General features: G+C 60.7%; 27 protein-coding genes and 1 pseudogene. 19 read left to right on the top strand and 9 right to left on the bottom strand.

Annotation, left to right across the window (positions count from 1 at the left end; genetic code table 11):
- Positions 1-14 precede the first annotated feature (14 nt).
- The gene (locus D109_RS0127895) at positions 15-419 is read left to right on the top strand and encodes a VOC family protein (RefSeq protein WP_017479803.1); all 405 of its coding nucleotides are present in this window, start codon (positions 15-17) and stop codon (positions 417-419) included.
- A 19-nt stretch (positions 420-438) separates the two neighbouring features.
- On the opposite strand, the gene D109_RS0127900 is transcribed toward D109_RS0127895, so the two are convergent.
- The gene (locus D109_RS0127900; protein WP_017479804.1) at positions 439-870 is read right to left on the bottom strand and encodes a hypothetical protein; all 432 of its coding nucleotides are present in this window, start codon (positions 868-870) and stop codon (positions 439-441) included.
- A 161-nt stretch (positions 871-1031) separates the two neighbouring features.
- Here D109_RS0127900 and D109_RS0127905 point away from each other — a divergent pair, with 161 nt between their 5' ends.
- Complete coding sequence (locus tag D109_RS0127905; protein ID WP_017479805.1) at positions 1032-2033, top strand: ABC transporter substrate-binding protein; 1002 nt, start codon at positions 1032-1034, stop codon at positions 2031-2033.
- Between the two features lie 160 nt (positions 2034-2193).
- Here D109_RS0127905 and D109_RS0127910 read toward each other — a convergent pair whose 3' ends face one another.
- Complete coding sequence (locus tag D109_RS0127910) at positions 2194-2982, bottom strand: helix-turn-helix domain-containing protein (protein WP_017479806.1); 789 nt, start codon at positions 2980-2982, stop codon at positions 2194-2196.
- Between the two features lie 85 nt (positions 2983-3067).
- Between D109_RS0127910 and D109_RS0127915 the strand changes: the two genes are divergently transcribed.
- From D109_RS0127915 to D109_RS0127925, 3 genes are all read left to right on the top strand, one after another.
- Positions 3068-4066, top strand: coding sequence for a bile acid:sodium symporter family protein (locus D109_RS0127915; RefSeq protein ID WP_017479807.1), 999 nt, complete (start codon positions 3068-3070; stop codon positions 4064-4066).
- A gap of 88 nt (positions 4067-4154) precedes the next feature.
- The gene (locus tag D109_RS0127920; protein WP_017479808.1) at positions 4155-5345 is read left to right on the top strand and encodes a sugar transporter; all 1191 of its coding nucleotides are present in this window, start codon (positions 4155-4157) and stop codon (positions 5343-5345) included.
- Between the two features lie 42 nt (positions 5346-5387).
- The gene (locus tag D109_RS0127925) at positions 5388-5954 is read left to right on the top strand and encodes a hypothetical protein (RefSeq protein ID WP_017479809.1); all 567 of its coding nucleotides are present in this window, start codon (positions 5388-5390) and stop codon (positions 5952-5954) included.
- Between the two features lie 18 nt (positions 5955-5972).
- Here D109_RS0127925 and D109_RS1000000135080 read toward each other — a convergent pair.
- A pseudogene (locus D109_RS1000000135080) lies at positions 5973-6053 on the bottom strand (outer membrane lipoprotein carrier protein LolA); the annotation flags it as partial.
- Positions 6054-6088: 35 nt separating this feature from the next.
- Here D109_RS1000000135080 and D109_RS0127930 point away from each other — a divergent pair.
- The 6 genes from D109_RS0127930 to D109_RS0127955 all read left to right on the top strand — a co-directional run bounded on the left by D109_RS0127930 (position 6089) and on the right by D109_RS0127955 (position 10678).
- The gene (locus D109_RS0127930; protein WP_017479810.1) at positions 6089-6457 is read left to right on the top strand and encodes a lysozyme inhibitor LprI family protein; all 369 of its coding nucleotides are present in this window, start codon (positions 6089-6091) and stop codon (positions 6455-6457) included.
- Between the two features lie 192 nt (positions 6458-6649).
- Positions 6650-6853, top strand: a complete 204-nt coding sequence (locus D109_RS0127935; protein ID WP_371103598.1) for a toxin-antitoxin system YwqK family antitoxin — start codon at positions 6650-6652, stop codon at positions 6851-6853.
- Complete coding sequence (locus tag D109_RS0127940; protein WP_017479812.1) at positions 6850-7278, top strand: hypothetical protein; 429 nt, start codon at positions 6850-6852, stop codon at positions 7276-7278. The genes D109_RS0127935 and D109_RS0127940 overlap by 4 nt, the downstream gene beginning before the upstream one ends.
- A gap of 18 nt (positions 7279-7296) precedes the next feature.
- Entirely contained in the window at positions 7297-7767 is a 471-nt protein-coding gene (locus tag D109_RS0127945) for a hypothetical protein (protein ID WP_017479813.1), read from the top strand.
- 435 nt (positions 7768-8202) lie between these two features.
- Positions 8203-9756, top strand: coding sequence for a TerC family protein (locus tag D109_RS0127950; protein WP_017479814.1), 1554 nt, complete (start codon positions 8203-8205; stop codon positions 9754-9756).
- Between the two features lie 79 nt (positions 9757-9835).
- Positions 9836-10678 (top strand): PhzF family phenazine biosynthesis protein, encoded by an 843-nt coding sequence (locus tag D109_RS0127955; RefSeq protein ID WP_017479815.1) that lies wholly within the window; start codon positions 9836-9838, stop codon positions 10676-10678.
- Here D109_RS0127955 and D109_RS1000000133425 read toward each other — a convergent pair.
- On the bottom strand, positions 10614-10991 hold the full coding sequence (locus tag D109_RS1000000133425; protein WP_081585412.1) for a co-chaperone YbbN: 378 nt from the start codon (positions 10989-10991) through the stop codon (positions 10614-10616). The genes D109_RS0127955 and D109_RS1000000133425 overlap by 65 nt on opposite strands.
- Positions 10992-11147: 156 nt before the next feature.
- Entirely contained in the window at positions 11148-11384 is a 237-nt protein-coding gene (locus D109_RS0127960; protein WP_017479816.1) for a hypothetical protein, read from the bottom strand.
- A gap of 337 nt (positions 11385-11721) precedes the next feature.
- Here D109_RS0127960 and D109_RS0127965 point away from each other — a divergent pair, with 337 nt between their 5' ends.
- The 8 genes from D109_RS0127965 to D109_RS0128000 all read left to right on the top strand — a co-directional run bounded on the left by D109_RS0127965 (position 11722) and on the right by D109_RS0128000 (position 18344).
- The gene (locus D109_RS0127965; protein ID WP_017479817.1) at positions 11722-12570 is read left to right on the top strand and encodes a transporter substrate-binding domain-containing protein; all 849 of its coding nucleotides are present in this window, start codon (positions 11722-11724) and stop codon (positions 12568-12570) included.
- Positions 12571-12623: 53 nt separating this feature from the next.
- Complete coding sequence (locus tag D109_RS0127970; protein ID WP_003207993.1) at positions 12624-13286, top strand: amino acid ABC transporter permease; 663 nt, start codon at positions 12624-12626, stop codon at positions 13284-13286.
- Between the two features lie 9 nt (positions 13287-13295).
- Complete coding sequence (locus D109_RS0127975; protein ID WP_017479818.1) at positions 13296-13958, top strand: amino acid ABC transporter permease; 663 nt, start codon at positions 13296-13298, stop codon at positions 13956-13958.
- The gene (locus D109_RS0127980) at positions 13955-14740 is read left to right on the top strand and encodes an amino acid ABC transporter ATP-binding protein (RefSeq protein WP_017479819.1); all 786 of its coding nucleotides are present in this window, start codon (positions 13955-13957) and stop codon (positions 14738-14740) included. The genes D109_RS0127975 and D109_RS0127980 overlap by 4 nt, the downstream gene beginning before the upstream one ends.
- Before the next feature lie 24 nt (positions 14741-14764).
- Positions 14765-15154, top strand: coding sequence for a RidA family protein (locus D109_RS0127985; RefSeq protein WP_003208000.1), 390 nt, complete (start codon positions 14765-14767; stop codon positions 15152-15154).
- Positions 15155-15323: 169 nt separating this feature from the next.
- Positions 15324-16088: an IclR family transcriptional regulator gene (locus D109_RS0127990; protein WP_017479820.1), complete on the top strand. Its 765-nt coding sequence runs from the start codon at positions 15324-15326 to the stop codon at positions 16086-16088.
- Positions 16089-16097: 9 nt separating this feature from the next.
- A complete protein-coding gene (locus tag D109_RS0127995) occupies positions 16098-17306 on the top strand; it encodes an amino acid deaminase (RefSeq protein WP_017479821.1) in 1209 nt (402 codons plus the stop codon).
- Positions 17307-17435: 129 nt separating this feature from the next.
- A complete protein-coding gene (locus D109_RS0128000; RefSeq protein ID WP_017479822.1) occupies positions 17436-18344 on the top strand; it encodes a sugar kinase in 909 nt (302 codons plus the stop codon).
- Positions 18345-18460: 116 nt separating this feature from the next.
- On the opposite strand, the gene D109_RS0128005 is transcribed toward D109_RS0128000, so the two are convergent.
- The 4 genes from D109_RS0128005 to D109_RS0128020 form a co-directional block, all read right to left on the bottom strand.
- Entirely contained in the window at positions 18461-18736 is a 276-nt protein-coding gene (locus D109_RS0128005) for a peptidylprolyl isomerase (protein WP_010173346.1), read from the bottom strand.
- A 42-nt stretch (positions 18737-18778) separates the two neighbouring features.
- The gene (locus tag D109_RS0128010) at positions 18779-21316 is read right to left on the bottom strand and encodes a PAS domain-containing protein (protein ID WP_026078270.1); all 2538 of its coding nucleotides are present in this window, start codon (positions 21314-21316) and stop codon (positions 18779-18781) included.
- A gap of 135 nt (positions 21317-21451) precedes the next feature.
- The gene (locus tag D109_RS0128015) at positions 21452-23410 is read right to left on the bottom strand and encodes an acetoacetate--CoA ligase (RefSeq protein WP_017479824.1); all 1959 of its coding nucleotides are present in this window, start codon (positions 23408-23410) and stop codon (positions 21452-21454) included.
- A 128-nt stretch (positions 23411-23538) separates the two neighbouring features.
- Positions 23539-24312: a 3-hydroxybutyrate dehydrogenase gene (locus D109_RS0128020; protein WP_017479825.1), complete on the bottom strand. Its 774-nt coding sequence runs from the start codon at positions 24310-24312 to the stop codon at positions 23539-23541.
- Positions 24313-24317 lie beyond the last annotated feature (5 nt).

The following is a 24317-nucleotide window of genomic DNA, read 5'->3' on the forward strand; positions in this document are numbered from 1 at the left end:
AGCGAGGCTACAGCATGCTGGATCATGTCTTTTTGTCGGTCAGCGACGTTCAACGCTCTATCGATTTCTACCAGGCGGCACTCACACCGCTGGGCATCACCACGCGCCACGACTACGACGGCAAGGACGGCCCACCCGGCCATCCGGACCTCAAAGGGTTTGGCGCCAATGGGCGGATCTTCTTCTGGTTGCGCGAGGGCGTGGTTGAGGGCAGGTCGGTGCACGTGGGGTTTGTCGCCGGCAGCCGGGTCGAGGTCGATGCGGCCTACTTGGCGGCCATCAATGCAGGGGCTGTCGACAACGGCGCACCGGGTGCACGTTTGCACTATGACCCGAACTACTACGCCGCCAATGTGCTGGACCCCGACGGCTACAGCCTGGAATTTGTCTACAAGAACTGGCAGCACACCCAGCGGTAGCGGGCGAAGAGGGTGGCAATCAGCCCGCTGCCTGCGGCTGCATCCGCCATTCACCTTCTACATCCTTGACCAGCCCACTGGCCAGGAACAGCGGCGCCACGCGCTTGTGCAGCTGCGGCTCGACAAACTCTTTCACCGTGTCCAGGGCCAGCGCGCCACTCAGCGGCAGCTCGGCCTTGGTATAGGACAACCAGGCCTTTTTCAGCATCAACAGCACGTCGCTGCCGGCGGTGGAGGCGAAGCGGCGGTGGGTCTTTTTACCGTCGAAGTCGAAGGTGTGCTGGAACTCGTAACCGGCCTCGCTGCCTTCGCTGGCGACGCAGCGGATGCAGGTGCAGGGGCCATCGCCGAAGGCGCTGCGCAGGTAGTTGTTGAAGTCCACCACGGGCTTGAGTGACAGGCGCTTGTCCACTTCGAACAGGTCGCCGGTCATTTTTTCGTCAGAGTTCAAGGTCGATTTCCTCGCAGCGGGTTTTTCAAGGGCGGCACGATACCAGCCGAAGGCGCCGGCGGGCAGTGTTTTTCGTATATCCATAGATCCCGATATTCTTTTTCGCACCGTACGTGGGTCGTTACGCTCGCAACCCTTCTCAACATCGCGGCAGCGTTCTCATGATAATAAAACGACCCACCCTGACGCTCCTGGCAGCAGCCAGTGCGCTCCTCAGCCTTGGTGCCCACGCCGAAGGCAAAATCAGCATCGCCCAGCAGTTCGGCATTGGCTACTTGATCCTCGACGTGGTGCGCGACCAGAACCTGATCGAGAAACACGGCAAGGAACAGGGCCTGGACATCAAGGTGGAGTGGAACAGCATTTCCGGCGCCACCGCGATGAACGAGTCGTTGCTGGCCGGCGCGCTGGACGTGGTCTCGGCGGGTGTGCCGCCGATGCTGACGCTGTGGGACCGCACCAAGGGCAAGCAGAACGTCAAGGCTATCGCCTCGCTGGGGTCGATGCCCAACTACCTGCTGACCAACAACCCGGACGTGAAAACCCTCAAGGACTTCAGCGAAAAAGACCGCATCGCCGTGCCGGCAGCGGGCGTGGGCTTCCAGTCGCGCACCTTGCAGATTGAAACCGCCAAGCAGTTCGGTGATGCCAACTACAAGAAGTTCGATGACATCTCCATCAGCCTGGCGCATCCGGATGCCACCGCTGCGTTGATTGCCGGCGGCTCGGAGATCAATGCGCACTTTTCCAGCCCGCCGTTCCAGTACCAGGAATTGTTGAATCCCAAGGTGCACAAGGTGCTGAGTTCCTACGACATCCTCGGCGGCCCGGCCACGTTCAACGTGCTGTACACCACCGAGAAATTCCACGACGAAAACCCCAAGACCTACAAGGCGTTCTATGACGCGTTGGCCGAGGCGGAGAAGATTATCAAGGCTGACAAACCGGCAGCGGCCCAGGCCTATATCCGTGTCGAGCAGTCGAAGCTGCCGCTGGCGCTGGTGGAGAAGATCGTCCAGGACCCGGAAATCGACTTCACCATCGTGCCGCAGCGTACCTATGTCTATGCGGAGAAATTGCAGGCGTTGGGGGTGCTGAAGAACAAGGCGGGGAGTTGGAAGGATTACTTCTTTGACGAGGCCCACGGCGGTGACGGGAGCTGACTCTATTCTGAATTGAAACGCACACAAAAATGTGGGAGCGGGCTTGCTCGCGAATGCGGTGGGTCAGCCAGCACATGTCTCGACTGACCCACCGCATTCGCGAGCAAGCCCGCTCCCACAGGGGATCCCGTTCTCATTTTGGGGCTTTGTTGTCTGATGATCAGCGAAAGAACTCGCCGGGTGTGGCGTCGAACTGCTGGCGGAAGGCGTTGATAAAAGCTGAGGTGGACTCGTAACCACAGGCCAATGCCACGTCGGTCACGCGTTCGCCTTGTTCCAGGGCGGGCAGGGCGCTTAACAATCGCAGGCGCTGGCGCCACGCGCGGAAGGTCAGGCCGGTGTCGCTCAGGAACAGCCGGCTGAGGGTTTTCTCGCTGACCGCCAGTTTCTGACTCCACTGCCCCAGGGTGGTTTGCTGCTCGGGGTGCAGGTTCAGGCTGCGGTAAATCTGGCGCAAGCGGCTGTCGGCGGGCAGCGGCAACATCAGGTCGACTTGGGGTGCGGCGGCCAGTTGGTCCAGCACCACTTGGGCCAGCCGTCCATCCGGGCCATCCTCGGCGTATTCCACCGGCAATTCGCTGAAGCTGCGAATCAACTCGCGCAACAGGCTGCTCACCGCCAGCACCTGGCAGCGATCGGCCGCCCAGGCGGTGACGCTGCAATCCAGGTACAAGCTGCGCATCTCGGTATGGGGCGAACTGAAGACCCGGTGCGGCATGCCAGCCGGGATCCACACGGCCCGCTGGGGTGGCGCGACGAAGCGTCCTGCACTGGTCTGGATCTCCAGCACCCCGAATATCGCGTAGGACAACTGCACCCACGGGTGACTGTGGCGGCGGGTGAGTGCGCGGTTGGGCAGGGATTCGGTGCGGCCATACACCGGCCTCGGCAGGCTGGAAAGCCCGGGCACGCTGCGGCGCACGGTTTTGTCATGTCCTTTAGGCGGCATTTACTGGCTCATTGGCGTTAGTCGGTAACAAGTCGTTACGTTAGAGTCGCGAAGATGCTCTTGGCAACCCCTGGAAGATTGGCCTATGACCCGCCCACGCTTTTTACCTGACAACTTCACCCTGACCCTGGTGGCCACGGTGATCCTCGCGTCCCTGCTGCCCGCCAGCGGCCAGACCGCCGTGGCCTTTGGCTGGGTGACCAACCTGGCCATCGCGCTGCTGTTTTTCCTGCACGGCGCGAAACTGTCGCGCCAGGCCATTGTTGCCGGTGCGGGTCATTGGCGCCTGCACCTGCTGGTGTTCAGCCTGACCTTCGTGCTGTTTCCGTTGCTGGGCCTGGCGCTCAAGCCGGTGTTGTCGCCGCTGATCGGCAAAGACCTGTACATGGGCATGCTCTATCTGTGTGCATTGCCCGCCACTGTGCAGTCGGCGATTGCCTTTACCTCCCTGGCCAGGGGCAACATTGCGGCGGCGATTTGCAGCGCGGCGGCGTCGAGCCTGTTTGGCATCTTCCTGACGCCGTTGCTGGTGACCTTGCTGCTCAATGTGCATGGCGATGGCGGTTCCACCGTCGATGCGATCCTGAAAATCAGTGTGCAACTGCTGTTACCGTTCATCGCCGGGCAAATCGCCCGTCGCTGGATCGGCGAGTGGGTGGGGCGTAACAAGTCGTGGCTGAAGTTCGTTGACCAGGGTTCGATTTTGCTGGTGGTCTACGGCGCGTTCAGTGAAGCAGTCAACGAAGGCATCTGGCACCAGATTCCGTTGTGGGAGCTGGGCGGCCTGGTGGTGGCGTGCTGTGTGTTGCTGGGGCTGGTGCTGGTGGCGTCCACGGTGCTGGGCAAGGCATTTGGTTTCAGCCAGGAAGACCGGATCACCATCCTGTTCTGCGGCTCGAAGAAAAGCCTGGCCACGGGTGTGCCAATGGCCCAGGTGCTGTTCGTCGGGGCGAGTATGGGCGTGTTGATTTTGCCGCTGATGCTGTTTCACCAGATCCAGTTGATGGTCTGTGCGGCGCTGGCCCAGCGGTATGCCAAGCGTCCGGAATCGATTCCGGAGCTGATGGGGCAGGTCGATCCCTGAACCGTCGTGTTACTATTTTTTGCGCGCGGCTCAAGGCCCGGCATCGGGCCGGCTTGATCTGCGCGCAAACGAGTACGACGACCTGTCAATGAGCATTACCGCCGCAACACCTCAAGCCAACTGGCAACCGGTCTTCGCTCTCGCGTTGGCCGCTTTCGTTTTCAATACCACCGAATTTGTGCCGGTCGGCCTGCTGAGTGCCATCGGCGCGAGCTTCGACATGCCCATCGCCAGCGTCGGCCTGATGCTGACCATCTATGCCTGGATCGTGTCCCTGACCTCGCTGCCGGTGATGCTGCTGACCCGCAACGTCGAGCGGCGCAAGCTATTGATCGTGCTGTTCGGCATGTTTATCGCCAGCCATATCCTGTCCAGCGTGGCCACCAGCTTTGGCATCCTGATGCTCAGCCGGGTCGGCATTGCCCTGTCCCATGCGTTGTTCTGGTCGATTACCGCCTCCCTCGCGGTGCGCCTGGCACCGGAGGGCAAGCAGGTGCAGGCCCTCGGCTTGCTCGCGACCGGCACCTCCCTGGCCATGGTGTTGGGCATTCCGCTCGGCCGCCTGCTGGGTGAAGCCATGGGCTGGCGCACCACCTTCCTGGTGATCGGCGCGTTTGCCGGCGGGCTGGTGTTCTGGCTGGCGCGCACCTTACCGCTGCTGCCGAGCCAGAACTCCGGTTCGTTGCGCAGCCTGCCGCTGCTGTTCAAACGCCCGGCGCTGGTGGCGTTGTATGTGCTGACGGCGATGGTGGTGACGGCGCAGTTCACCGCCTACAGCTATGTTGAGCCGTTTGTTGAAGGTGTTGCCGGTATGAGTGGCAATACGGTGACCCTGATCCTGCTGGTGTTTGGCGGCGCAGGGATCATCGGTTCGCTGCTGTTCAGCCTGGTGCACCGCTTTAATCCCCATCGTTTCCTGATCAGCGCGGTGACAATCCTGGCGCTGTGCCTGGCGCTGTTGTTGCCGCTGAGTGGCGAGGTGTCGTACCTGGTGACCCTGAGTGTGTTCTGGGGCATGGCCATCATGGGCTTTGGCCTGGCGCTGCAATCGAAGGTACTGGTGCTGGCGCCGGATGCGACGGATGTGGCGATGGCGATGTTTTCCGGGATCTACAACATCGGTATCGGCGGCGGGGCGTTGATGGGCAGTTGGGTGGGCAGCCACTTTGGTTTCGCCTGGATCGGCGCGGCGGGCGGGTTGCTGGCAGCGGTGGCGTTGATTGGTTATTGCCTGGCGATTTATCGGTTTGGGCAGGGTGTGGCTCGCGGCCCTCTGTAGGCGCGACATTCTTAATGCAGTGGTTTTTTCTAGGGATTTAATATGAAAGCAGGGTTGCTGATCGCTGTTTTATTGATGCTGGGTGGTTGCGTCACCAATCAGTTGCACTTCGCTTCTTATACCTCTGACGCGGAGTTGGCCAGCATTAAGAACAGTGCTGTTCAGTCGGATATTGTCGGGGTTTCAGGCTACGAGCGTTGTGGGCCCTGCACTGAGCGAAGCAAGATTGTATGGCATGCCGCGAACCACGAAATCGTCAGCCTCTACGAGGGGATGGCCAATGTTCCTGTCGATGATTGGGTTGGCTTTACCAAGCGGGCTATAGGGTCTGATTCGGCATCGTCCATTAAAACCCGGGTCGAGATTGATCGGGTTTTCGTAAAAACCTGGAGTGATCCCGAATACTATGCAACTGATGTAGAACTTTCGGTCTATATCGGCGGTGTCAAATATGCCGGGCATTCACGAATCAAGATAAAAGGCGCAGGCCAGACGCTTATTCAGCGGGATAAAGTGGCTTTCAATTCAGCTACCCTCGATGCCGTCAGTGTGGGATTGAAGGCAGCTTATCTGGATGCATTTGCAAAGTTTAAAATCGCAACTCACTGATTGGCGCCGCTTACTGCCTACTGTAGGAGCGAGCTTGCTCGCGAAGAACTTGAGTGCGCCGCTGGGTGTCAGACTACCCGCGTCATCGTTCACCACCATCGCGAGCAAGCTTGCTCCTACAGGAGAATATTTCCATGGCAGTTCGTTTGATTAAACCGGCGGTATTCGCAGTGCTCGCCGGGTTTTCCGTGTTGTGGCTCAGCCCTGCAAGCCTGGCGGCCAGTTTTGACTGTGACCGGGCGAAGGCGGCTGACGAGAAAACCATCTGTGCCACGCGCTCCCTGAATGATCAGGACGTGACCATGGCGCTGCTTTATGACCTCAACCGGCACTTCATGGCTATGGGCGGGCGCGGTTCATTGATGGATGATCAGGCTGTGTGGCTCAAGCAGCGGCATACGTGCGGCGCCCAAGTCAGTTGCCTCAGCAAAGCCTATACGGAGCGTATTGCGATGTTGCGCAGCTTTATTGATGAGCGGGTGATGACGAAGGGGCCGTTCTGAATAACGAGCATAAACGTACAACGCCGGCTAAAGTCAGTTTTCTCAACAGAGTCTGAAAGCACGTCAACACACCGCAGCAGGTTTGCCATGGACGAAAAACCAAACGCGTTACACATAGCGGAAATTCCCTACGAGACCGGTGACGTTCGATTCAGGTATTCGCGTTACCTGTCCGAGGACGGCACGCAATGGATTCGGCATGGGCTTTTTCGCGCCTACCACCCAAACGGCAACCTGGCTTCCGAGGGGAATTACGTGGATGGCGCCGAACACGGTGACTGGCGGGACTACCACGACAATGGACGGGTAGCGGCGCAGGGCGTTTATGAGCGTGGCCAGGAAGTTGGGGTGTGGTCGTTCTGGGATGCAGATGGATCTCTGGAGGAGTCCTCATGACCACTGAGCTTGCGTCGTTTCTGCACGAAGAGATCCAGTCGCTATGCAGTGCAGGTGATCAATTGGCCGATGAAGGCTGCTATGAAGAGGCCATCGAGCAATACAACAAGGCCTGGATTTTGATCCCCGAACCGAAAAATAACTGGGAAGCCTCCACCTGGGTATTGGCTGCCATCGCTGATGCATGCTTTTTATCCGGATTCAACGGCTCAGCCCGGGATGCCTTGGACTATGCGATGACCTGTCCGGGCGGTCTCGGAAATCCGTTTTTACATCTGCGCCTGGGGCAGGTTTTGCTGGATCAAGGCCACGATGACTTGGCCGCCGATGAATTGATGCGGGCATACATGGGCGCAGGGGCCGAGATCTTTGAGAGCGAGGACGGGCGCTATCTGCGCTTTCTTGGCACGCGGGCAAATCTCTAGACGCGAGGGCGGGTGTTGATGTCCACGTTGGCAATGATCCGGCAGCAATGTTTGCTTTTGAATGGCGCGCGCGCCGTTGAGCTTGGGTTTCTTGATGAGGTGCAGAGCCACCTTGGCCTGGAGCTTGCGGATGATTTTCGTGAGGCTGCCGAGTTCTTCGATGGCTCTGGAATCTACGTTTTGCCCTTGCACGCAATAGGGTGGGCGCCTGCGCCGAATGTCTTGGATGAAACCAGAAGTCTTCGAGAGCGTGCCGGGCTTGCGCGGCAGTTTTTGGTATTAGCCCAGCCGCCGGCCAGTTTGATCGTGATGGATTGCTCGGGCGGAGGCGGTCGGGTGATTTGGTGTGACGACGTCGATGTATGTCGCTTGGGTAGGGAGGCCTTGTTGACTGAGCCGGATTCATGGCCGACGTATACCGCGTTTCTTGAATACCTGATCAGTGAAGAGCAGCAAGATCGTGTGGATCTGCCCGACGATAAAGCTTGATGCTACGAGCCTGGCTGAAGTCCAGCGAGAGGGTGACGCGGAGCGTCACGGTATGCATTCCCACGCAGAGCGTGGGAACGATCAAATGCTCAAAATTTGTTATGGGCCGTCCCAATCATAGTGAAAAATTGTTGGCTCACGACACTCTCCCTAATATCAGAATGCTTGATCCTACAGATCTTGTAATAATTTTAGATTGTAAGAAATTCCTATTTCGCCTGTACGATTCAAGTCCTTTTTCCACAACAGGACCTACATGAACACCCTCTTGGAGCCTCCCAGTCGTCTTTCCCCAAGACATGCACTGTCGCCGTTCCCGCTGATCGCCTGCCTCCGGGCCAAGCATCCCGTCTTCCGATTGCCTACCCTTACCCGGTCCCTCGACCGTGCGTTGCCGTGCCCGGCATTCTGAAAAACTTGAAGAGATACTGAAAAATGGAATGGTTAGCGGATCCAACGGCCTGGCTCGGCCTGTTGACTTTGATTGTGCTGGAGCTGGTGCTGGGTATCGACAACCTGGTGTTTATCGCAATCCTGGCGGACAAGTTGCCGCCGGAGCAGCGTGACCGTGCGCGTTTGATCGGTTTGTCCCTGGCATTGCTGATGCGCCTGGGCTTGCTGGCAAGTATTTCGTGGTTGGTGACCCTCACCCAGCCGCTGTTCGAGGTGTTCGACAAGAGTTTCTCGGGCCGTGACTTGATCATGCTGTTTGGTGGTGTGTTCCTGTTGTTCAAGGCCACCATGGAATTGCATGAGCGGCTTGAGGGGCATGTGGCCCAGCGCACTGGCAACGTAGCTTATGCGATGTTCTGGCCGATCGTTGCGCAGATTGTGGTGCTGGATGCGGTGTTCTCCCTCGATGCGGTGATTACCGCCGTGGGCATGGTGGATGAGCTGGCGGTGATGATGATCGCGGTGATCATTTCCATCGGTCTGATGATCGTTGCCAGCAAGCCGCTGACCCGTTTCGTCAACGCCCACCCGACGGTGATCATGCTGTGCCTGGGCTTTTTGATGATGATCGGTTTTGCCCTGACCGCAGAAGGTTTGGGCTTCCACATTCCTAAAGGCTATCTGTACGCGGCCATCGGTTTTTCGATCCTGATCGAGGTGTTCAACCAGATCGCTCGGTCGCGCCGCAAGAAGTCGGCTCAAGGCACGCTGCCGATGCGTGAGCGCACGGCCCATGCGGTGATGCGTTTGCTCGGCGGGCGTAACCTGGCGGTGGAGGAGGTGGGTGAAGAGGTCGCCGACCTGCTGGACAACCCCGATGCCAACGGCGGGCCGCTGTTCGACCGGCGTGAGCGGGTGATGATCAGTGGCGTGCTGCAACTGGCTGAGCGCCCGATCCGTACCCTGATGACGCCTCGGGCGAAGGTGGACTCTATAGATCTGTCGGACGATCCCGACACGATCCGCCTGAAACTGATGCATTCGTCTTACTCGCGGCTGCCCTTGATCCGCAACGGTAATGTCGACGAGCCATTGGGCTTTGTGCACAAGAAGGAGTTGCTCAAGGAATACCTGGCCGGTAACGAGCCGAACCTGGAGCACCTGGCGCGCCGGGCGGTCAACCTGCTGGAGAGCTTTTCGATTCTCAATGCCCTGGAGCAGATGCGTCAGGAATCCACTCACATTGCCTTCGTGATCAACGAATTTGGCGACTTTATCGGGGTGTTGAGCATGACCGACATCCTCGAGTCCATCGCCGGTGAGTTGCCGGACGCGAGTGAAGTCGAAGGGCCGGATATCGTTGAGGAGGAGGGTGGTTTCCGGGTCAATGGTGCCTTGAACCTTAACCTGATCCGCCAGCGCACCGGCTTCAAGGCGGTGGCGACGGAGGATTACCAGACGCTGGCCGGTATGGTGATGAGCCTGTTGGATCGCCTGCCGATGGTCGGCGATAGCCTGGAGCATGAAGGCTGGCGTCTGACCGTGGCGGCGGTGGAAGAGCGGCGGGTCACGCAGGTGTTGCTGGTCCCTCTTTGACGGGTGAATTTCATTCGACGCTGCGCTGGCCTTTGGATAGCATCGGCGCTCATTGAACCGTTAAGGAAGGGTTACCCGAATGACTTTGGACGTGCTTAAGATTTCTGCATTTTGTGACGGTAACCAGGGCGGTAACCCGGCAGGCGTATGGATCGGTGACAACCTGCCGGAAGCCGCAGAAATGCAGCGTATCGCCCACGAAGTCGGGTTTTCGGAAACCGTATTCGCCTGCCCGCAGGATGACGGCTGGCGTGTGCGGTACTTCGCGCCGGAGTCCGAAGTCGCCTTTTGCGGGCACGCCACCATCGCCCTCGGTGCGGCCTTGAGCCTGGCGCTGGGCGATGGCGAATTCCACCTGACCTTGAACAACGGCGATATTTCCGTCAGTGGCCGTAGCGAAGGCGACCTGATCGAAGCGGCCCTGCAATCCCCGCCAACCCGCAGCGCACCGGCTAACGATGCACTGGTGGACGCGGGCCTGACCCTGTTCGGTTACACCCGCAATGACCTGGACCCGAGCATTCCGCCGGCGATCATCCATGCCGGCATTTCCCACCTGGTGCTGGCGCTCGACAGCCGCGCCAAGCTCAGCCAGATGCACTATGAACTGGAAGCCGGTCGCCGCTACATGACCGATGCCGGTTTGGGCACCGTGGTGCTGGTGTTTGCCGAAAGCCCGACACTGTTCCACACCCGTAACCCGTTTGCGGTAGGCGGCGTGTACGAAGACCCGGCTACAGGCTCCGCGACGGCCGCGTTTGCCGGCTATCTGCGGGACTTGGGCTGGCCGCACAACGGGCGCATCGACATCATTCAAGGCGAGGACATGGGCAGCCGTTCGCGATTGCAGGCGCAGATCACCGATGAGAAGGGTGCCTCGATTCGTGTTTCCGGCACGGCGCGGTTGATGTTGGAGGACTGATTCTGGTCTCGGCGAACGTCTCCCTCAGAATTTTTTCGTCGAACCCCTTCAGCTTATTGATCATCTTGCCATTCTGAAAAACCAGGAGGGTGGGAGTGCCGGTTACCTCGGGGTGTCTCGGGGTTTGGGCTGTGTCGAGCACCAGGCTTTTCACAGTGCTGCCGTATTTCCCGGCAATCCGCTCAAACAGTGGCCCGGCTTCCCCGCAGGCCGGGCAATGCTGCGAAACAAACAGCATGAACACCGTTTCATGCGACTTCAGTACCTGCTGATACGCCTCGGCATTGGCAATCACCGCCGTTGCAATTCCCATAATGATCTCCTTGGCAAAAGGGCATGCCCCACGCTAACTACGGCGATCAAAACGGTCTACTGTCAAAACTAACAGGTACCCACCTCCATGTGGTCGAACCGGCCATTGTGGCGAGGGAGCTTGCTCCCGCTGGGCTGCGCAGCAGCCCCAAGGCTTTCAGCGCTCCGCCCGCTCCCGCGCCTTCTTCGCCAACCCCACGCACTGCTTATAGTCGCCCTGATCCTTGGCATCCTTCGCCCGACGATACCCATGATGATTCTGCGTGGTGTAGTTCGTACTGAACGCCGCCTTGAGCTTGACCAGCTCGGCCTTGCATTCGCGCCGGTCATTCTTGGCGAACACCTGGGTGGCAAACGCCAGCGACAACAACATAAGGACAAGGCTGATCTTCATCTGAGCGCATTCCTTGGGGAGGGCCGATCATCTGCCAAGCCTAGCCCAGCCGCAGGATTCTTCCATTCAGCCGCCGCACCGCTTGTGTGCAAGGTAACGACCCGCACCCGCACCCAAATGTGGCCTGTCGCCCCCGTGTGTAGCCAACGGTAGCAATCCGATTGTAGCGGCTGGCCCGGTGCCTTATCCCCGATAAAAATTTATCCCGTTGATTTAAAAAGAAATTAATCCCGCAATATTTTTCTGTTACTGCGTGTGGCACACTTTCTGCTGTCTATTCCGTTGTTACATACTAAGTTCCGGTATAGCGGAATACACAACCCTTGGAGTGCTTGTCATGCATCACCGACCTTCCGTGTTCAAAGCGTGTGTTTTTCTCTTCGCCGCATCGGCTTCCCTCGCCAGCGTAGTGCAGGCGGCGGACAGCAAGCTCGATACCGTGCTCAAGCGTGGGCACCTGATCGTGGGTACAGGCAGTACCAATGCGCCGTGGCACTTCCAGGGAGCGGATGGCAAGTTGCAAGGTTTTGATATCGACATCGGCCACATCGTGGCCAAGGGGCTGTTCAACGACCCGAGCAAAGTCGAATACGTGGTGCAATCTTCCGATGCCCGGATTCCCAACCTGTTGACCGACAAGGTCGACATGAGCTGCCAGTTCATCACCGTCACCGCCAGCCGTGCGCAGCAAGTGGCCTTCACCCTGCCGTACTACCGCGAGGGCGTGGGCCTGCTGCTGCCGGCCAACAGCAAGTACAAGGAAATCGAAGACCTGCAGGCGGCCGGCGACAGCGTCACCGTGGCCGTGCTGCAAAACGTCTACGCCGAAGAACTGGTGCACCAGGCCTTGCCTAAAGCCAAGGTCGACCAGTACGACAGCGTCGACCTGATGTACCAGGCGGTGAACTCCGGCCGTGCCGACACCGCCGCCACCGACCAGTCCTCGGTCAAGTACCTGATGGTGCAAAACCCGGGCCGCTACCGCAGCCCGGCCTACGCCTGGAGCCCGCAGACCTACGCGTGCGCCGTCAAGCGTGGCGACCAGGACTGGCTGAACTTCGTCAACACCGCGCTGCACGAAGCCATGACCGGCGTGGAGTTCCCGATGTACAAGGCCTCGTTCAAGCAATGGTTCGGTGTGGATCTGCCAGAGCCTGCGATCGGTTTCCCGGTTGAGTTCAAGTAATCCGTAAACACTGGGGGCGTCGCTGACGGCGCCCCAATCAGGTACTGCTGACCATGAACTATCAGTTGAACTTTGCCGCTGTGTGGCGCGACTTCCCCAGCTTGCTGGCGGGTCTCGGCCTCGGCCTTGAACTGGCACTGCTGTCCATCGCCATCGGTTGCGTGATCGGCCTGTTGATGGCGTTTGCCATGCTGTCCAAACACCGCGCGCTGCGCATCGTGGCCTCGGTGTATGTGACGGTGATCCGCAACACCCCGATCCTGGTGCTGATCCTGTTGATCTACTTCGCCTTGCCCAGCCTAGGGATCCGGCTGGACAAGATCCCCTCGTTCATCATCACCCTGTCGCTGTACGCCGGTGCCTACCTCACCGAAGTATTCCGCGCAGGCCTCTTGAACATTCCCAAGGGGTTGCGTGAAGCGGGCCTGGCCATCGGCCTGGGCGAATGGCGCATCCGCGCGTACATCACCGTGCCGGTGATGCTGCGCAACGTGTTGCCGGCGCTGTCGAACAACTTTATCTCGCTGTTCAAGGACACCTCCCTGGCGGCCGCCATCGCGGTGCCGGAGCTGACCTATTACGCCCGCAAGATCAACGTCGAAAGCTACCGGGTGATTGAAACCTGGATGGTCACGACCGCGCTCTACGTGGCTGCCTGTTACCTCATTGCCATGCTGCTCCGTTACCTGGAACAGCGTTTGGCGATTCGCCGCTAAGGAGCCCCCATGTACGAATCCCCCAGCTGGCTGCATGAGTTGTGGATCGCCCGGGAAACCCTCTGGGCGGGGTTCCAGACCAGCGTTTACTGCTCGGCCCTGGCCATCATCTTCGGCACCCTGATCGGCATCGTTGCCGGATTGATCCTGACCTACGGCAAATTCTGGATGCGCGTACCGTTTCGCCTGTACGTCGACCTGATCCGCGGAACGCCAGTGTTTGTGCTGGTATTGGCATGCTTCTACATGCTGCCGGCACTCGGCTGGCAGATCACCGCGTTCCAGGCCGGTGCCGTGGGCTTGACGCTGTTCTGCGGTTCCCACGTTTCGGAAATCGTGCGCGGTGCGTTGCAAGCCATTCCCAAGGGGCAACTGGAAGCCGGCAAGGCCATCGGCCTGACGTTCTACCAGTCTCTGGGCTACGTGCTGTTGCCTCAGGCCCTGCGGCAGATCCTGCCGACCTGGGTCAACTCGTCCACGGAAATCGTCAAGGCGTCCACCTTGCTGTCGGTGATCGGCGTGGCCGAATTGCTCCTCAGCACCCAACAGGTCATTGCCCGGACGTTCATGACCCTGGAGTTCTACCTGTTCGCAGGCTTTATGTTTTTTGTCATCAACTACGCCATCGAATTACTGGGGCGTTACATTGAAAAGCGGGTGGCGTTGCCATGAACCAATCCTCAAATGAAAGCCAGCCGCTGCTGAACATTCGCGGCCTGCGTAAACAGTACGGCCCGGTGGAAGTGCTCAAGGGCGTCGACCTGAGCCTGCAGCGCGGCAACGTCGTGACGTTGATCGGCTCCAGCGGCTCAGGCAAGACCACGCTGCTGCGCTGCGTCAACCTGCTGGAAGAATTCCAGGGCGGCCAGATCACCCTCGACGGCGAGTCCATCGGCTACAGCGACATTGGCGGCAAGCGCGTGCGCCACCCGGAGCGGGTGATTTCCCAACACCGCGCGATGACCGGCATGGCCTTCCAGCAGTTCAACCTGTTCCCGCACCTGACCGCCTTGCAGAACGTCACCCTGGGCCTGCTCAAGGTCAAGAAGATGGGCAAGGACGAGGCGGTTGCACTGGCGGAAAAATGGCTGGACCGTGTCGGCCTGCTGGAACGCCGCAATCACTTCCCGGGCCAACTGTCGGGCGGCCAGCAACAGCGCGTGGCGATTGCCCGGGCGATTGCGATGAACCCGAGCCTGATGCTGTTCGACGAAGTCACCTCGGCCCTGGACCCGGAGCTGGTGGGCGAAGTGCTCAGCGTGATCAAGGGCCTGGCGGAAGAGGGCATGACTATGTTGCTGGTCACCCACGAAATGCGTTTTGCCTATGAAGTCTCGGACAAGATCGTCTTTATGAACCAGGGCCGCATTGAAGAACAGGGGCCGCCGAAAGACATTTTCGAACGCCCGCAATCACCGCGACTGGCGGAATTTCTCAAGAACATTCGTTTTTAATTCACTCGTTTCAGGAGATCCATTATGAGCATTACTCGTTACGGCACCGGCGCTACGGCCGGCGGCGGCCAGCCTCGTCCTTTCGCCCGCGCGGTGGAAGCGGATGGCTGGTTGTACGTGTCGGGCCAGGTGCCGGCGGTGGACGGTGAAATCATCACCGGCGGCATCGTCGAGCAGACGCACCAGACCATGCGCAACGTGGTGGCGATTCTCGAAGAAGCCGGCTACGCCCTGGAAGACGTGGTGCGCGTCGGTGTGTGGCTGGAAGACCCACGGGATTTCTGGAGCTTCAACAAAGTGTTCGGTGAATACTTCAACCCGGAACACGCCCCGGCGCGGGCCTGTGTGCAGGCGAACATGATGGTTGATTGCAAGGTTGAGATTGATTGCGTGGCCTACAAGAAAAAAGGCTAAATGCCCGTCTCTTGAGACCACAGGAGACCCAATGTGGGAGCGGGCTTGCTCGCGAATGCGGTGGATCAGTTTTAGATGTATTCACTGACACACCGCTTTCGCGAGCAAGCCCGCTCCCACAGGGGATCTGTGTTGATAGCTACATCTTCAAACGGGACCGACGACTGCCATGACCGAAGACACCATCAAACGCCGCGCCAAAGGCCTCGACCGGGCGTTCGATATCCTCGATTTCCTCAAGGAGATCGGCCAGCCCCTGCGCCCGAATGATATCGCCAGCGGCATCGGCAGCCCCAAATCCACGGTCTACGAACTGGTGGCCTCGCTGCTGGAACGGCGCATCCTCGAAACCGTCGGTAAGGACGGTCACGTCTACCTCGGCCGTCAGCTGTACTTCCTCGGCCAGGCCCACCTGCGCCATTTCGACCTGACCCGCGAAGCCGACCACGCCCTGCAGGAAATCGTCAGCCAGACCCACGAAACCGCCCAGATGTGCCTGCTCAATGGGCGCAAATACACCGTGGCCCTGATGCGTGAAGGCGAACGGCATTTCCGCATTTCCTCAGACATCGGCGAGAACGCGCCCATCCCCTGGACCGCCTCCGGCCGCTTGCTGTTGGGCCACCTGAGCGACCAGCAAATCATCGACCTGATCGACTATGACGACTTCATCCTCCCGGACGGTCAGCGCCTGCCTCTGGAAACCTTCCTCGGGCAAATCCGCCAGGCCACCCTCGACGGATTCTTCTCCTTCGACAGCGTCGCCGACACCTTTACCCACTGCTTTGCCGCCCCGGTTCGGGACGCCCAAGGCATCAGCATTGCGACCCTGTGCATCGTCGCCCCACGGGCCGATGCCCTCAAAAACTACAACGACTATCGCCGGGTACTGATCGAAAGCGCGAACAACCTGGCCCGTCGCATCAACGAATAGGAAATTGCTATGTCTGCCTTCAATGCCGTTGAAAAAGGCGCCGCCCCGGTCGGTGCACATTTGGTGCGTGACGTCAGCCTGCCGGCCCTGGTGCTGCACCGCGATGCCCTGGAACACAACATCCGCTGGATGCAGGATTTCGTCAGCAACAGCGGCGCGCAACTGGCGCCCCACGGCAAGACCAGCATGATGCCCGCGCTGTTCCAGCGGCAGATCGAGCAGGGCGCCTGGGGTATCACCCTGGCCAACGCCGTGCAGACCCGCGCCGCGTATGCCGGTGGGATTCGCCGGGTGTTGATGGCCAACCAACTGGTGGGCGCACCGAACATGGCGTTGATCGCAGACCTGCTGGCCGACCCCGAATTCGACTTCCACTGCATGGTCGACCACCCGGACAACGTGGCCGACCTGGGTTTGTTCTTTGCCGCCCGTGGCTTGCGCCTGAACGTGATGATCGAATACGGCGTGGTCGGCGGCCGTTGCGGTTGCCGCACCGAACAACAGGTGCTCGACCTGGCCAAGGCGATCAAGGCCCAGCCTGCGCTGGCCCTGACCGGCATCGAAGGCTACGAAGGGGTGATCCACGGCGAACACGCCATCAGTGGCATCCGCGAATTCGCCGCCTCCCTGGTGCGTCTGGCCGTCGACCTGCAAAACAGCGGCGCCTTCGACCTGGCCAAGCCCATCATCACCGCCTCGGGTTCGGCCTGGTACGACCTGATCGCCGAATCCTTCGAAGCCCAGAACGCCGCCGGCCGCTTCCTCAGCGTATTGCGCCCGGGCAGCTACGTGGCCCACGACCACGGCATCTACAAAGACGCGCAGTGCTGCGTACTCGACCGTCGCAGCGACCTCAACGAAGGCCTGCGTCCGGCGCTGGAAGTCTGGGCCCACGTGCAGTCGTTGCCGGAGCCAGGCTTCGCCGTGATCGCCCTGGGCAAGCGCGACGTCGCCTACGACGCCGGCCTGCCAGTGCCGCTCAAGCGCTACAAGGCGGGCGTGCTGCCGGCCGAGGGGGATGACGTAACCGCGTGCAAGGTCACCGCCGTGATGGACCAGCATGCGTTCATGGTGGTTGCGCCGGGGGTTGAGTTGCGCATTGGCGACATCATCTCCTTCGGTACTTCTCACCCGTGCCTGACCTTCGACAAGTGGCAAGTGGGTAATTTGGTGGATGAGCAGTTGCAGGTGATCGAAAGCCTGCATACCTGCTTCTAGACCGAGTCGCGCCTTTCGCGAGCAAGCCCGCTCCCACATTCGACCGAGTTCCTTCAGCTGAAATGCGATCAAATGTGGGAGCGGGCTTGCTCGCGAAGAGGCCCTCCAGTACATCGAGAGCCCCCAGACATGAACACACAACCGCGCATCGCCCTCATCGGCGAATGCATGATCGAACTGCAACACCGCGCTGACGGCAGCCTGCAACAAAGCTTCGGCGGCGACACCCTGAACGCCGCCGTCTACCTGCGCCGTGAGTTGGGTGAACCCAGCACCGTCGACTACGTCACCGCCCTGGGCGATGACAGTTTCAGCGACGCCATGTGCAAGCACTGGGCCGAAGAAGGCCTGGGCCTGGGCATGGTCCAGCGCCTGCCCGGTCGGTTGCCGGGGTTGTACTGCATCCAGACCGATGCCAACGGCGAGCGCAAATTCCTCTATTGGCGCAACGAAGCCGCCGTGCGCGATTGCTTCACCACACCGGCAGCCGAGCCGATTTTGGCGGCGCTGCCGGCGTACGATGTGGTGTATTTCAGCGGCATCACCCTGGCAGTACTGGGCGAAGTAGGCCGTGGGCGCTTACTGGAAACCCTGATCGAAATCCGTAAACGCGGTGGCAAGGTGGTGTTCGACAACAACTACCGGCCACGCCTGTGGGCCAGTGTGGACGCGGCGCGTGCGGCGTATCACCGGGTATTGGCCGAGGTGGACATTGCCTTGCTGACCGAAGATGACGAGCGCGCATTGTTTGGCTATGAGGACAGCGAGCAGGTGTTTGCGGCCTACCCAGCGATTGCCGAGGTGGTGCTCAAACGCGGCGCGGATGCGTGTTTGATTCGCTGTGAAGGTGAGCGATTCGAGGTGCCGGCGTTGGTGGTGGAGAAGGTGGTCGACACCACGGCGGCGGGGGATTCGTTCAGTGCGGCGTATCTCGCCAGTCGGCTCAAGGGAGGTTCACCGCAGGATGCAGCACTGGCCGGGCATCGATTGGCGAGCCGGGTGATTCAGATGCCGGGTGCACTAATCCCCCGAGACTAACGCTGATCGTTCCCACGCTCCGCGTGGGAATGCAGCCAGGGACGCTCTGCGTCCCAATAGCGGACGCAGAGCGTCCGGTGAGGCATTCCCACGCGGAGCGTGGGAACGATCACCCATCAATCGCGGTAAAACACCTGCACCAGGTGATACCCAAACTTGCTCTTGATCGGCCCATGAACCACCTTCACAGGCTTCTTGAAGATCACCGCATCAATCACCCCCACCATCTGCCCCGGTCGCACTTCACCCAAATCACCGCCGCGCTTGGCGGAAGGGCAGGTGGAGTACTTCTTGGCCAACACGTCAAACGCTTCGCCCTTGGCAATACGCTGCTTGAGCTGTTCGGCTTCCTCGCTGGTTTTCACCAGAATGTGACGGGCTTGGGCTTTCATTGATCGGTCCTGATGTGAAACGGCGCGCGATTATGCCTGAAGTCAGGCCTCTGAGCTGATCATGCTGCGGATTTTGTTAGCCAGCAGGTCAATCGAAAACGGCTTGGCCACCATGTCCATGCCTTCCTCCAGGAACCCCTGGCGCTCGGCGGCTTTCTCGGCGTAACCGGTCATGAACAGCACCTTGAGTTCGGGTCGATGCTGGCGTGCAATTTCTGCCAATTGCCGACCATTCATTCCCGGCAAGCCCACATCGGTCACCAGCAAATCCACCCGCAGGTCGGACTCCAGCAACGGCAATGCCGCCCGTGCATCGGCGGCCTGATGCGCGGTGTAGCCCAGTTCAGCCAGCACATTCACCACCAGCATCCGTACCGCCGCGTCATCCTCGACCACCACCACCGCTTCCCCCGCCAGGGCCACCGGGGCTTCACCGTGGCTGGCGGGCACGGTGCGTTCCAGTGCTGTGCCATGCAGGCGCGGCAGGTACAACCGCACACAAGTGCCCTGGCCCGGCTGGCTTTCAATGGTCACGTGGCCGCCGGATTGCTGGGCAAACCCATAGATCATCGACAACCCAAGGCCGGTGCCCTGGCCGATAGGCTTGGTGGTGAAGAACGGGTCGAAGGCCTTGGCGAGGATTTTCGCGGTCATGCCGGCGCCGTTGTCGCTCACGCCAAGCATCACATAGTCGCCGGCCTTGACCGGCTCCAGGGTGGTGATGTCGGTGCCGTCGAGGTAGCTGTTGGCGGTCTCGATACACAATTGCCCGCCGTCGGGCATTGCATCGCGGGCGTTGATCACCAGGTTGAGCAGGGCGTTTTCCAGCTGGCTGGCGTCGGTGTTCACCGGCCACACGTCAGTGCCCAGTTGTACCTTGAGTTCGATATGCGCGCCCTTGGTGCGGCGGAACAGGTCTTCCAGGGATGCCACCAACTGATTCGGGTCTACCGGCTTGGGGTCCAGGGATTGGCGGCGGGAGAACGCCAGCAGGCGGTGGGTCAGCGCAGCCGCACGATGAGCCGAGGACACGGCGGCGTCGGTGAAGCGGCCGATCTCGTCGCTGCGTCCGGCAGCGATGTAGCGTTGCATCAGGTCCAGGCTGCCGATGATCCCGGTGAGCATGTTGTTGAAGTCATGGGCGATGCCGCCGGTGAGCTGGCCGACCGCTTCCATCTTCTGTGCATGGCGCAGGGCGTCTTCGGCACGCTCGCGCTCGAACATCTCGTTTTGCAGGCGCTGGTTGGCTTCGGCCAGGGCCTGGGTGCGTTGGTTGACGCGCTCTTCGAGGTTTTCGTTGAGGTGACGCAGGGCTTCTTCGGTCAGTTTGCGCTCGGTCTCGTCGATCACAAAAATGTAGAAACCGTTGACTGAACCGTCAGCGCTGAAGCGCGGCAGGTACTTCATCAGCGCGTGGCGGGGTCGGCCGTCATGGTGCGGCGTGACGGTGACAAAACTGCAAGCCTTGCCCTTGAGCGCCGCTTCGATCTTGTCGACGCGCCCGGCATAGATTTCGTCGCCTACGACTTCGCGGATGGTCTTGCCATACAGCTCTTGCGGGGTCATGCCGTACCAGTCCAGGTAGGCGCTGTTGTTCAGGCGAAAGCGCTGCTCGTGGTCGACATAGCCGATCAGCACCGGCATGGCGTTGATGATCAGTTGCAGCTCGGTCTGGCTTTGGCGCAGGGCCTGTTCGGTGTGCTTGCGTTCGGTCAGGTCGAGGGCGGCGCCGAGAAAACGTGCCGGTCGGCCATGGTGGTCCTTGTAGCAACGGCCCCGGGCAAACACCCAGCGCACTTCGCCGTCGGCCTGCAGCAGGCGGTATTCCTCGGCGTATTCGGTGCCGTGGGTGATGCAATGCTTGATGCTGCGGGCCACCATGCCACGGTCTTCGGGGTGCACACCCTGCAGGTAGTCGCTGATGGGCAGCAGGCCGGCATCGCAGGGGTCAACCCCATGCAGTTGGGCGAAATGTGCGTCGGCGATAAACCGGTCTTCGCCAATGTCCCAGTCCCAGGTGCCCACGGCGTCGGTGGCGGCCAGGGCCAGTTGCAGGCGCTGTTCGGTGTCGCGCTGGGCCTTGAGGCTGTTTTCGGTGCGTTGCTGGAGTTCCAGGGCGATGCGCCGACGCTCGTTGGTTTCGATGGCGGTGATCAGGATTCCGGCGACCTCACCACGCTCGTCGCGGATCGGGCTGTAGGTCAGGTCGAGCCAGATCTCGGTGTCGCGGTGGTTGCGTTGCAGCACGAAACGCTGCTCGGTGAACGTGCGCACCTGGCCCGCGAAGACGGCGCTGTAGATCGGGTCGGTGAAGGGCTTGAGTTCCGGCCAGATCAGGTCGGCAGGCTGGCCAAAGGCGCCAGGGTGCTTGTTGCCGGCCAGCATTGCGAAGCCGTCATTGTAGATCTGGGTGAGTTCGGCACCCCACAACAACAGCATCGGCATGGGTGAATGGATCACGATGTCGACGGCTGTGCGGAGGCTTTGCGGCCAATCAATGGCGTCACCGAGGGGGCTTCGTGCCCAGTCCAGCCGCGCAATCAGTGCTGCGGCCTCGCTGCCGGTGGGTGATACATTCATGAAAATGCCCTGCGCGTAACGCTTGAAGAATGACAAAAGCCGATTATCCCGTGAGGAGTGATCGGCTTTCCACCCTCGAAAAATAGCATGCTTGAGGGTTTTGTCTTCAAATGAGTGCTGAAGGGCTAAAACGTTTCATCTTTCTGCCAGCTCCGGGCGATCACGAAATTGCTCCAGTGCCTCGGGGTTCGCCAGGGCGTCGGTGTTCTTCACCGCCTCGCCATGCACCACGTTGCGCACCGCCAGTTCGACGATCTTGCCGCTGATGGTGCGCGGGATGTCCGTCACCGCGAGAATCTTCGCCGGCACATGGCGCGGCGTGGTGTTGGCGCGGATCACCTGGCGGATCTGCTGCTCCAGGGCGTCATCCAGTTCGACGCCGTCGTTGAGCCGCACAAACAGAATCACCCGCACGTCATCCTGCCAGCGTTGGCCGATGGCCAGGCTTTCCAGGACCTGCGGCACCTTTTCCACCTGGCGATAAATCTCTGCGGTGCCGATGCGCACGCCGCCGGGGTTGAGCACCGCGTCCGAGCGGCCATGGATCAGCAGGCTGCCATTGGGCCGTTGTTCGGCGTAGTCGCCTTGGGCCCACACGCCGGGGAACTGGCTGAAATACGAGGCCCGCAGTTTTTCCTGGTGCGGGTCATTCCACAGGCCGATGGGCATCGCCGGGAAGTGCCGGGTGCACACCAGTTCGCCTTTTTCGCCCACCCGCGGGCGGCCCTGGTCGTCCCAGACTTCGATGGCCATTGCCAGGCTCTTGCACTGCATCTCGCCACGCCGCACCGGCAGCGCCGGGTTGCCGATCACAAAGCAGGAGACGATGTCGGTACCGCCGGACATCGACGACAGGCACAGCTGCGGCTTGATCTCGCGGTAGACGTAGTCGTAGCTCTGGGGCGACAGCGGCGAGCCGGTGGAGATCAAACCCTTGAGACTGCCCAGGTCGTGACTCAGCCGCGGTTGCAGCCCGGCCTTTTCCAGGGTGGCGAGGAACTTCGGGCTGGTGCCGAACACGCTGATTTTTTCCTGGTCGATCAAGTCCATCAGGCGTTCCGGCCCCGGGTGAAACGGTGATCCGTCATACAGCACCGCCGTGGCGCCGATGGCCAGCACCGACACCAGCCAGTTCCACATCATCCAGCCGCAGGTGGTGTAGTAGAACAGGCAGTCATCCCGGGACAGGTCGGCGTGCAGGCCGTGCTCCTTGAGGTGGGTGAGCAGTACGCCGCCGGTGCCGTGGATGATGCACTTGGGCACGCCGGTGGTGCCGCTGGAATAGAGGATGTACAGCGGATGATCGAAGGGCACGGCGACGAAATCGGGTTCGCCGCCGGGGCTGTAGACGTCGTCCCAGAGCGTGACGTTGGCCCGGGTCTGGTAATCCTCGGGACGCGCCTGCGGGCGGGCATACGGCACGATGATCAGCTGTTGCAGGGACGGCAGCCGCTGGAGGATTTCGTTGAGCTTGCTGCTTTGGTCGATGACCTTGCCGGCGTAGCGGTAGCCGGCGGAGGTGATCAGCACCTTGGGTTCGATCTGGCCGAAGCGGTCGATCACACCCTGGGTACCGAAGTCCGGCGAAGAGCACGACCAGATGGCGCCGAGGCTGGTGGTGGCGAGCATGCCCACCAGGGTTTGCCAGGTGTTGGGCATGCACGCGGCCACCCGGTCACCGATGCCCACACCGGCCCCCCGCAGGCTGCGTTGCAGGCCGGCGACGTGGCGGGCCAGTTCGGCATAGGTCAGTTGTTCGCGCTGGCCGTCTTCGCTGATGGCGACCACCGCAGGATGATCGTCGCGACGGCGCAGCAGGTGTTCGGCAAAGTTCAGGGTAGCGCCGGGAAACCACTGGGCGCTGGGCATCTCGGCGCCTTCGATCAGTACCGCGCTCGGTGGCGTGCGGAGCTGCACGTCGAAGAACTCGACGATGGACTGCCAGAAGTCCGGGCGCTGGTCGATGCTCCATTGGTGCAGGGCCGGGTAGTCGCTGATCTGCAAGGCATGGCGATCATTGATGAAGCGCCGGAACTGGTCCATGCGGGTGTTGCGGATGCGTTCGGGGGAGGGTTGCCAGAGTATTTCGGACATAGGTGAGTCTCTCTCGTTCCCACGCTCCGCGTGGGAATGCAGCCCGGGACGCTCCGCGTCCCAAGAGCGGACGCAGAGCGTCCAATGAGGCATTCCCACGCGGAGCGTGGGAACGATCAAATCGTCGTTTATTGGGCCAGCCAGCCGCCGTCGATATTCCACGCCGCGCCCCGCACCTGGCTGCCGGCTTCGCTGCACAGGAACAGCACCAGCTCACCCAATTGCGGTGGCGTCACGAACTCCAGGGACGGTTGCTTCTCCGCCAGCAAATCCTGCTGCGCCTGCTGTGGGTCAACCCCGGTGGCGATGCGATCATCAATCTGCTTCTGCACCAGCGGCGTCAGCACCCAGCCCGGGCAGATGGCATTACAGGTGACGTTACTCTGGGCGGTTTCCAGGCCCACTACCTTGGTCAGGCCGATCACGCCATGCTTGGCCGCGACGTAAGCCGCCTTGCCCACCGAACCCACCAGCCCATGCACCGACGCGATATTGACGATCCGCCCCCAACCCTTGGCTTTCATGCCCGGCAGGCTCAAACGCGTGCTATGGAACACCGACGACAGGTTGATCGCAATGATCGAATCCCAGCGCTCCACCGGAAACTCATCCACCGGCGCCACATGCTGGATCCCGGCGTTGTTCACCAGGATGTCGATGCCGCCAAACTCGCGCTCCGCGTAGGCAATCATCTCGGCGATCTGTGCCGGGTCGCTGACGTCCGCCGGGTGATGCCCGACCTTGCCGCCGAAGGCCTGCACCTGGGCGATCACCGCGCTGGCGTCGCCGAAGCCGTTGAGGATCAGGTTGGCGCCGGCCTTGGCCAGGCTCAAGGCGATGCCCAGGCCGATGCCGCTGGTGGAGCCGGTGACCAGGGCGGTCTTGCCGTTCAATGTCGTCATATCAA

The sequence above is a fragment of the Pseudomonas sp. PAMC 26793 genome, from assembly GCF_000313235.1.
GTDB classification, from domain to species: Bacteria; Pseudomonadota; Gammaproteobacteria; order Pseudomonadales; family Pseudomonadaceae; genus Aquipseudomonas; species Aquipseudomonas yamanorum.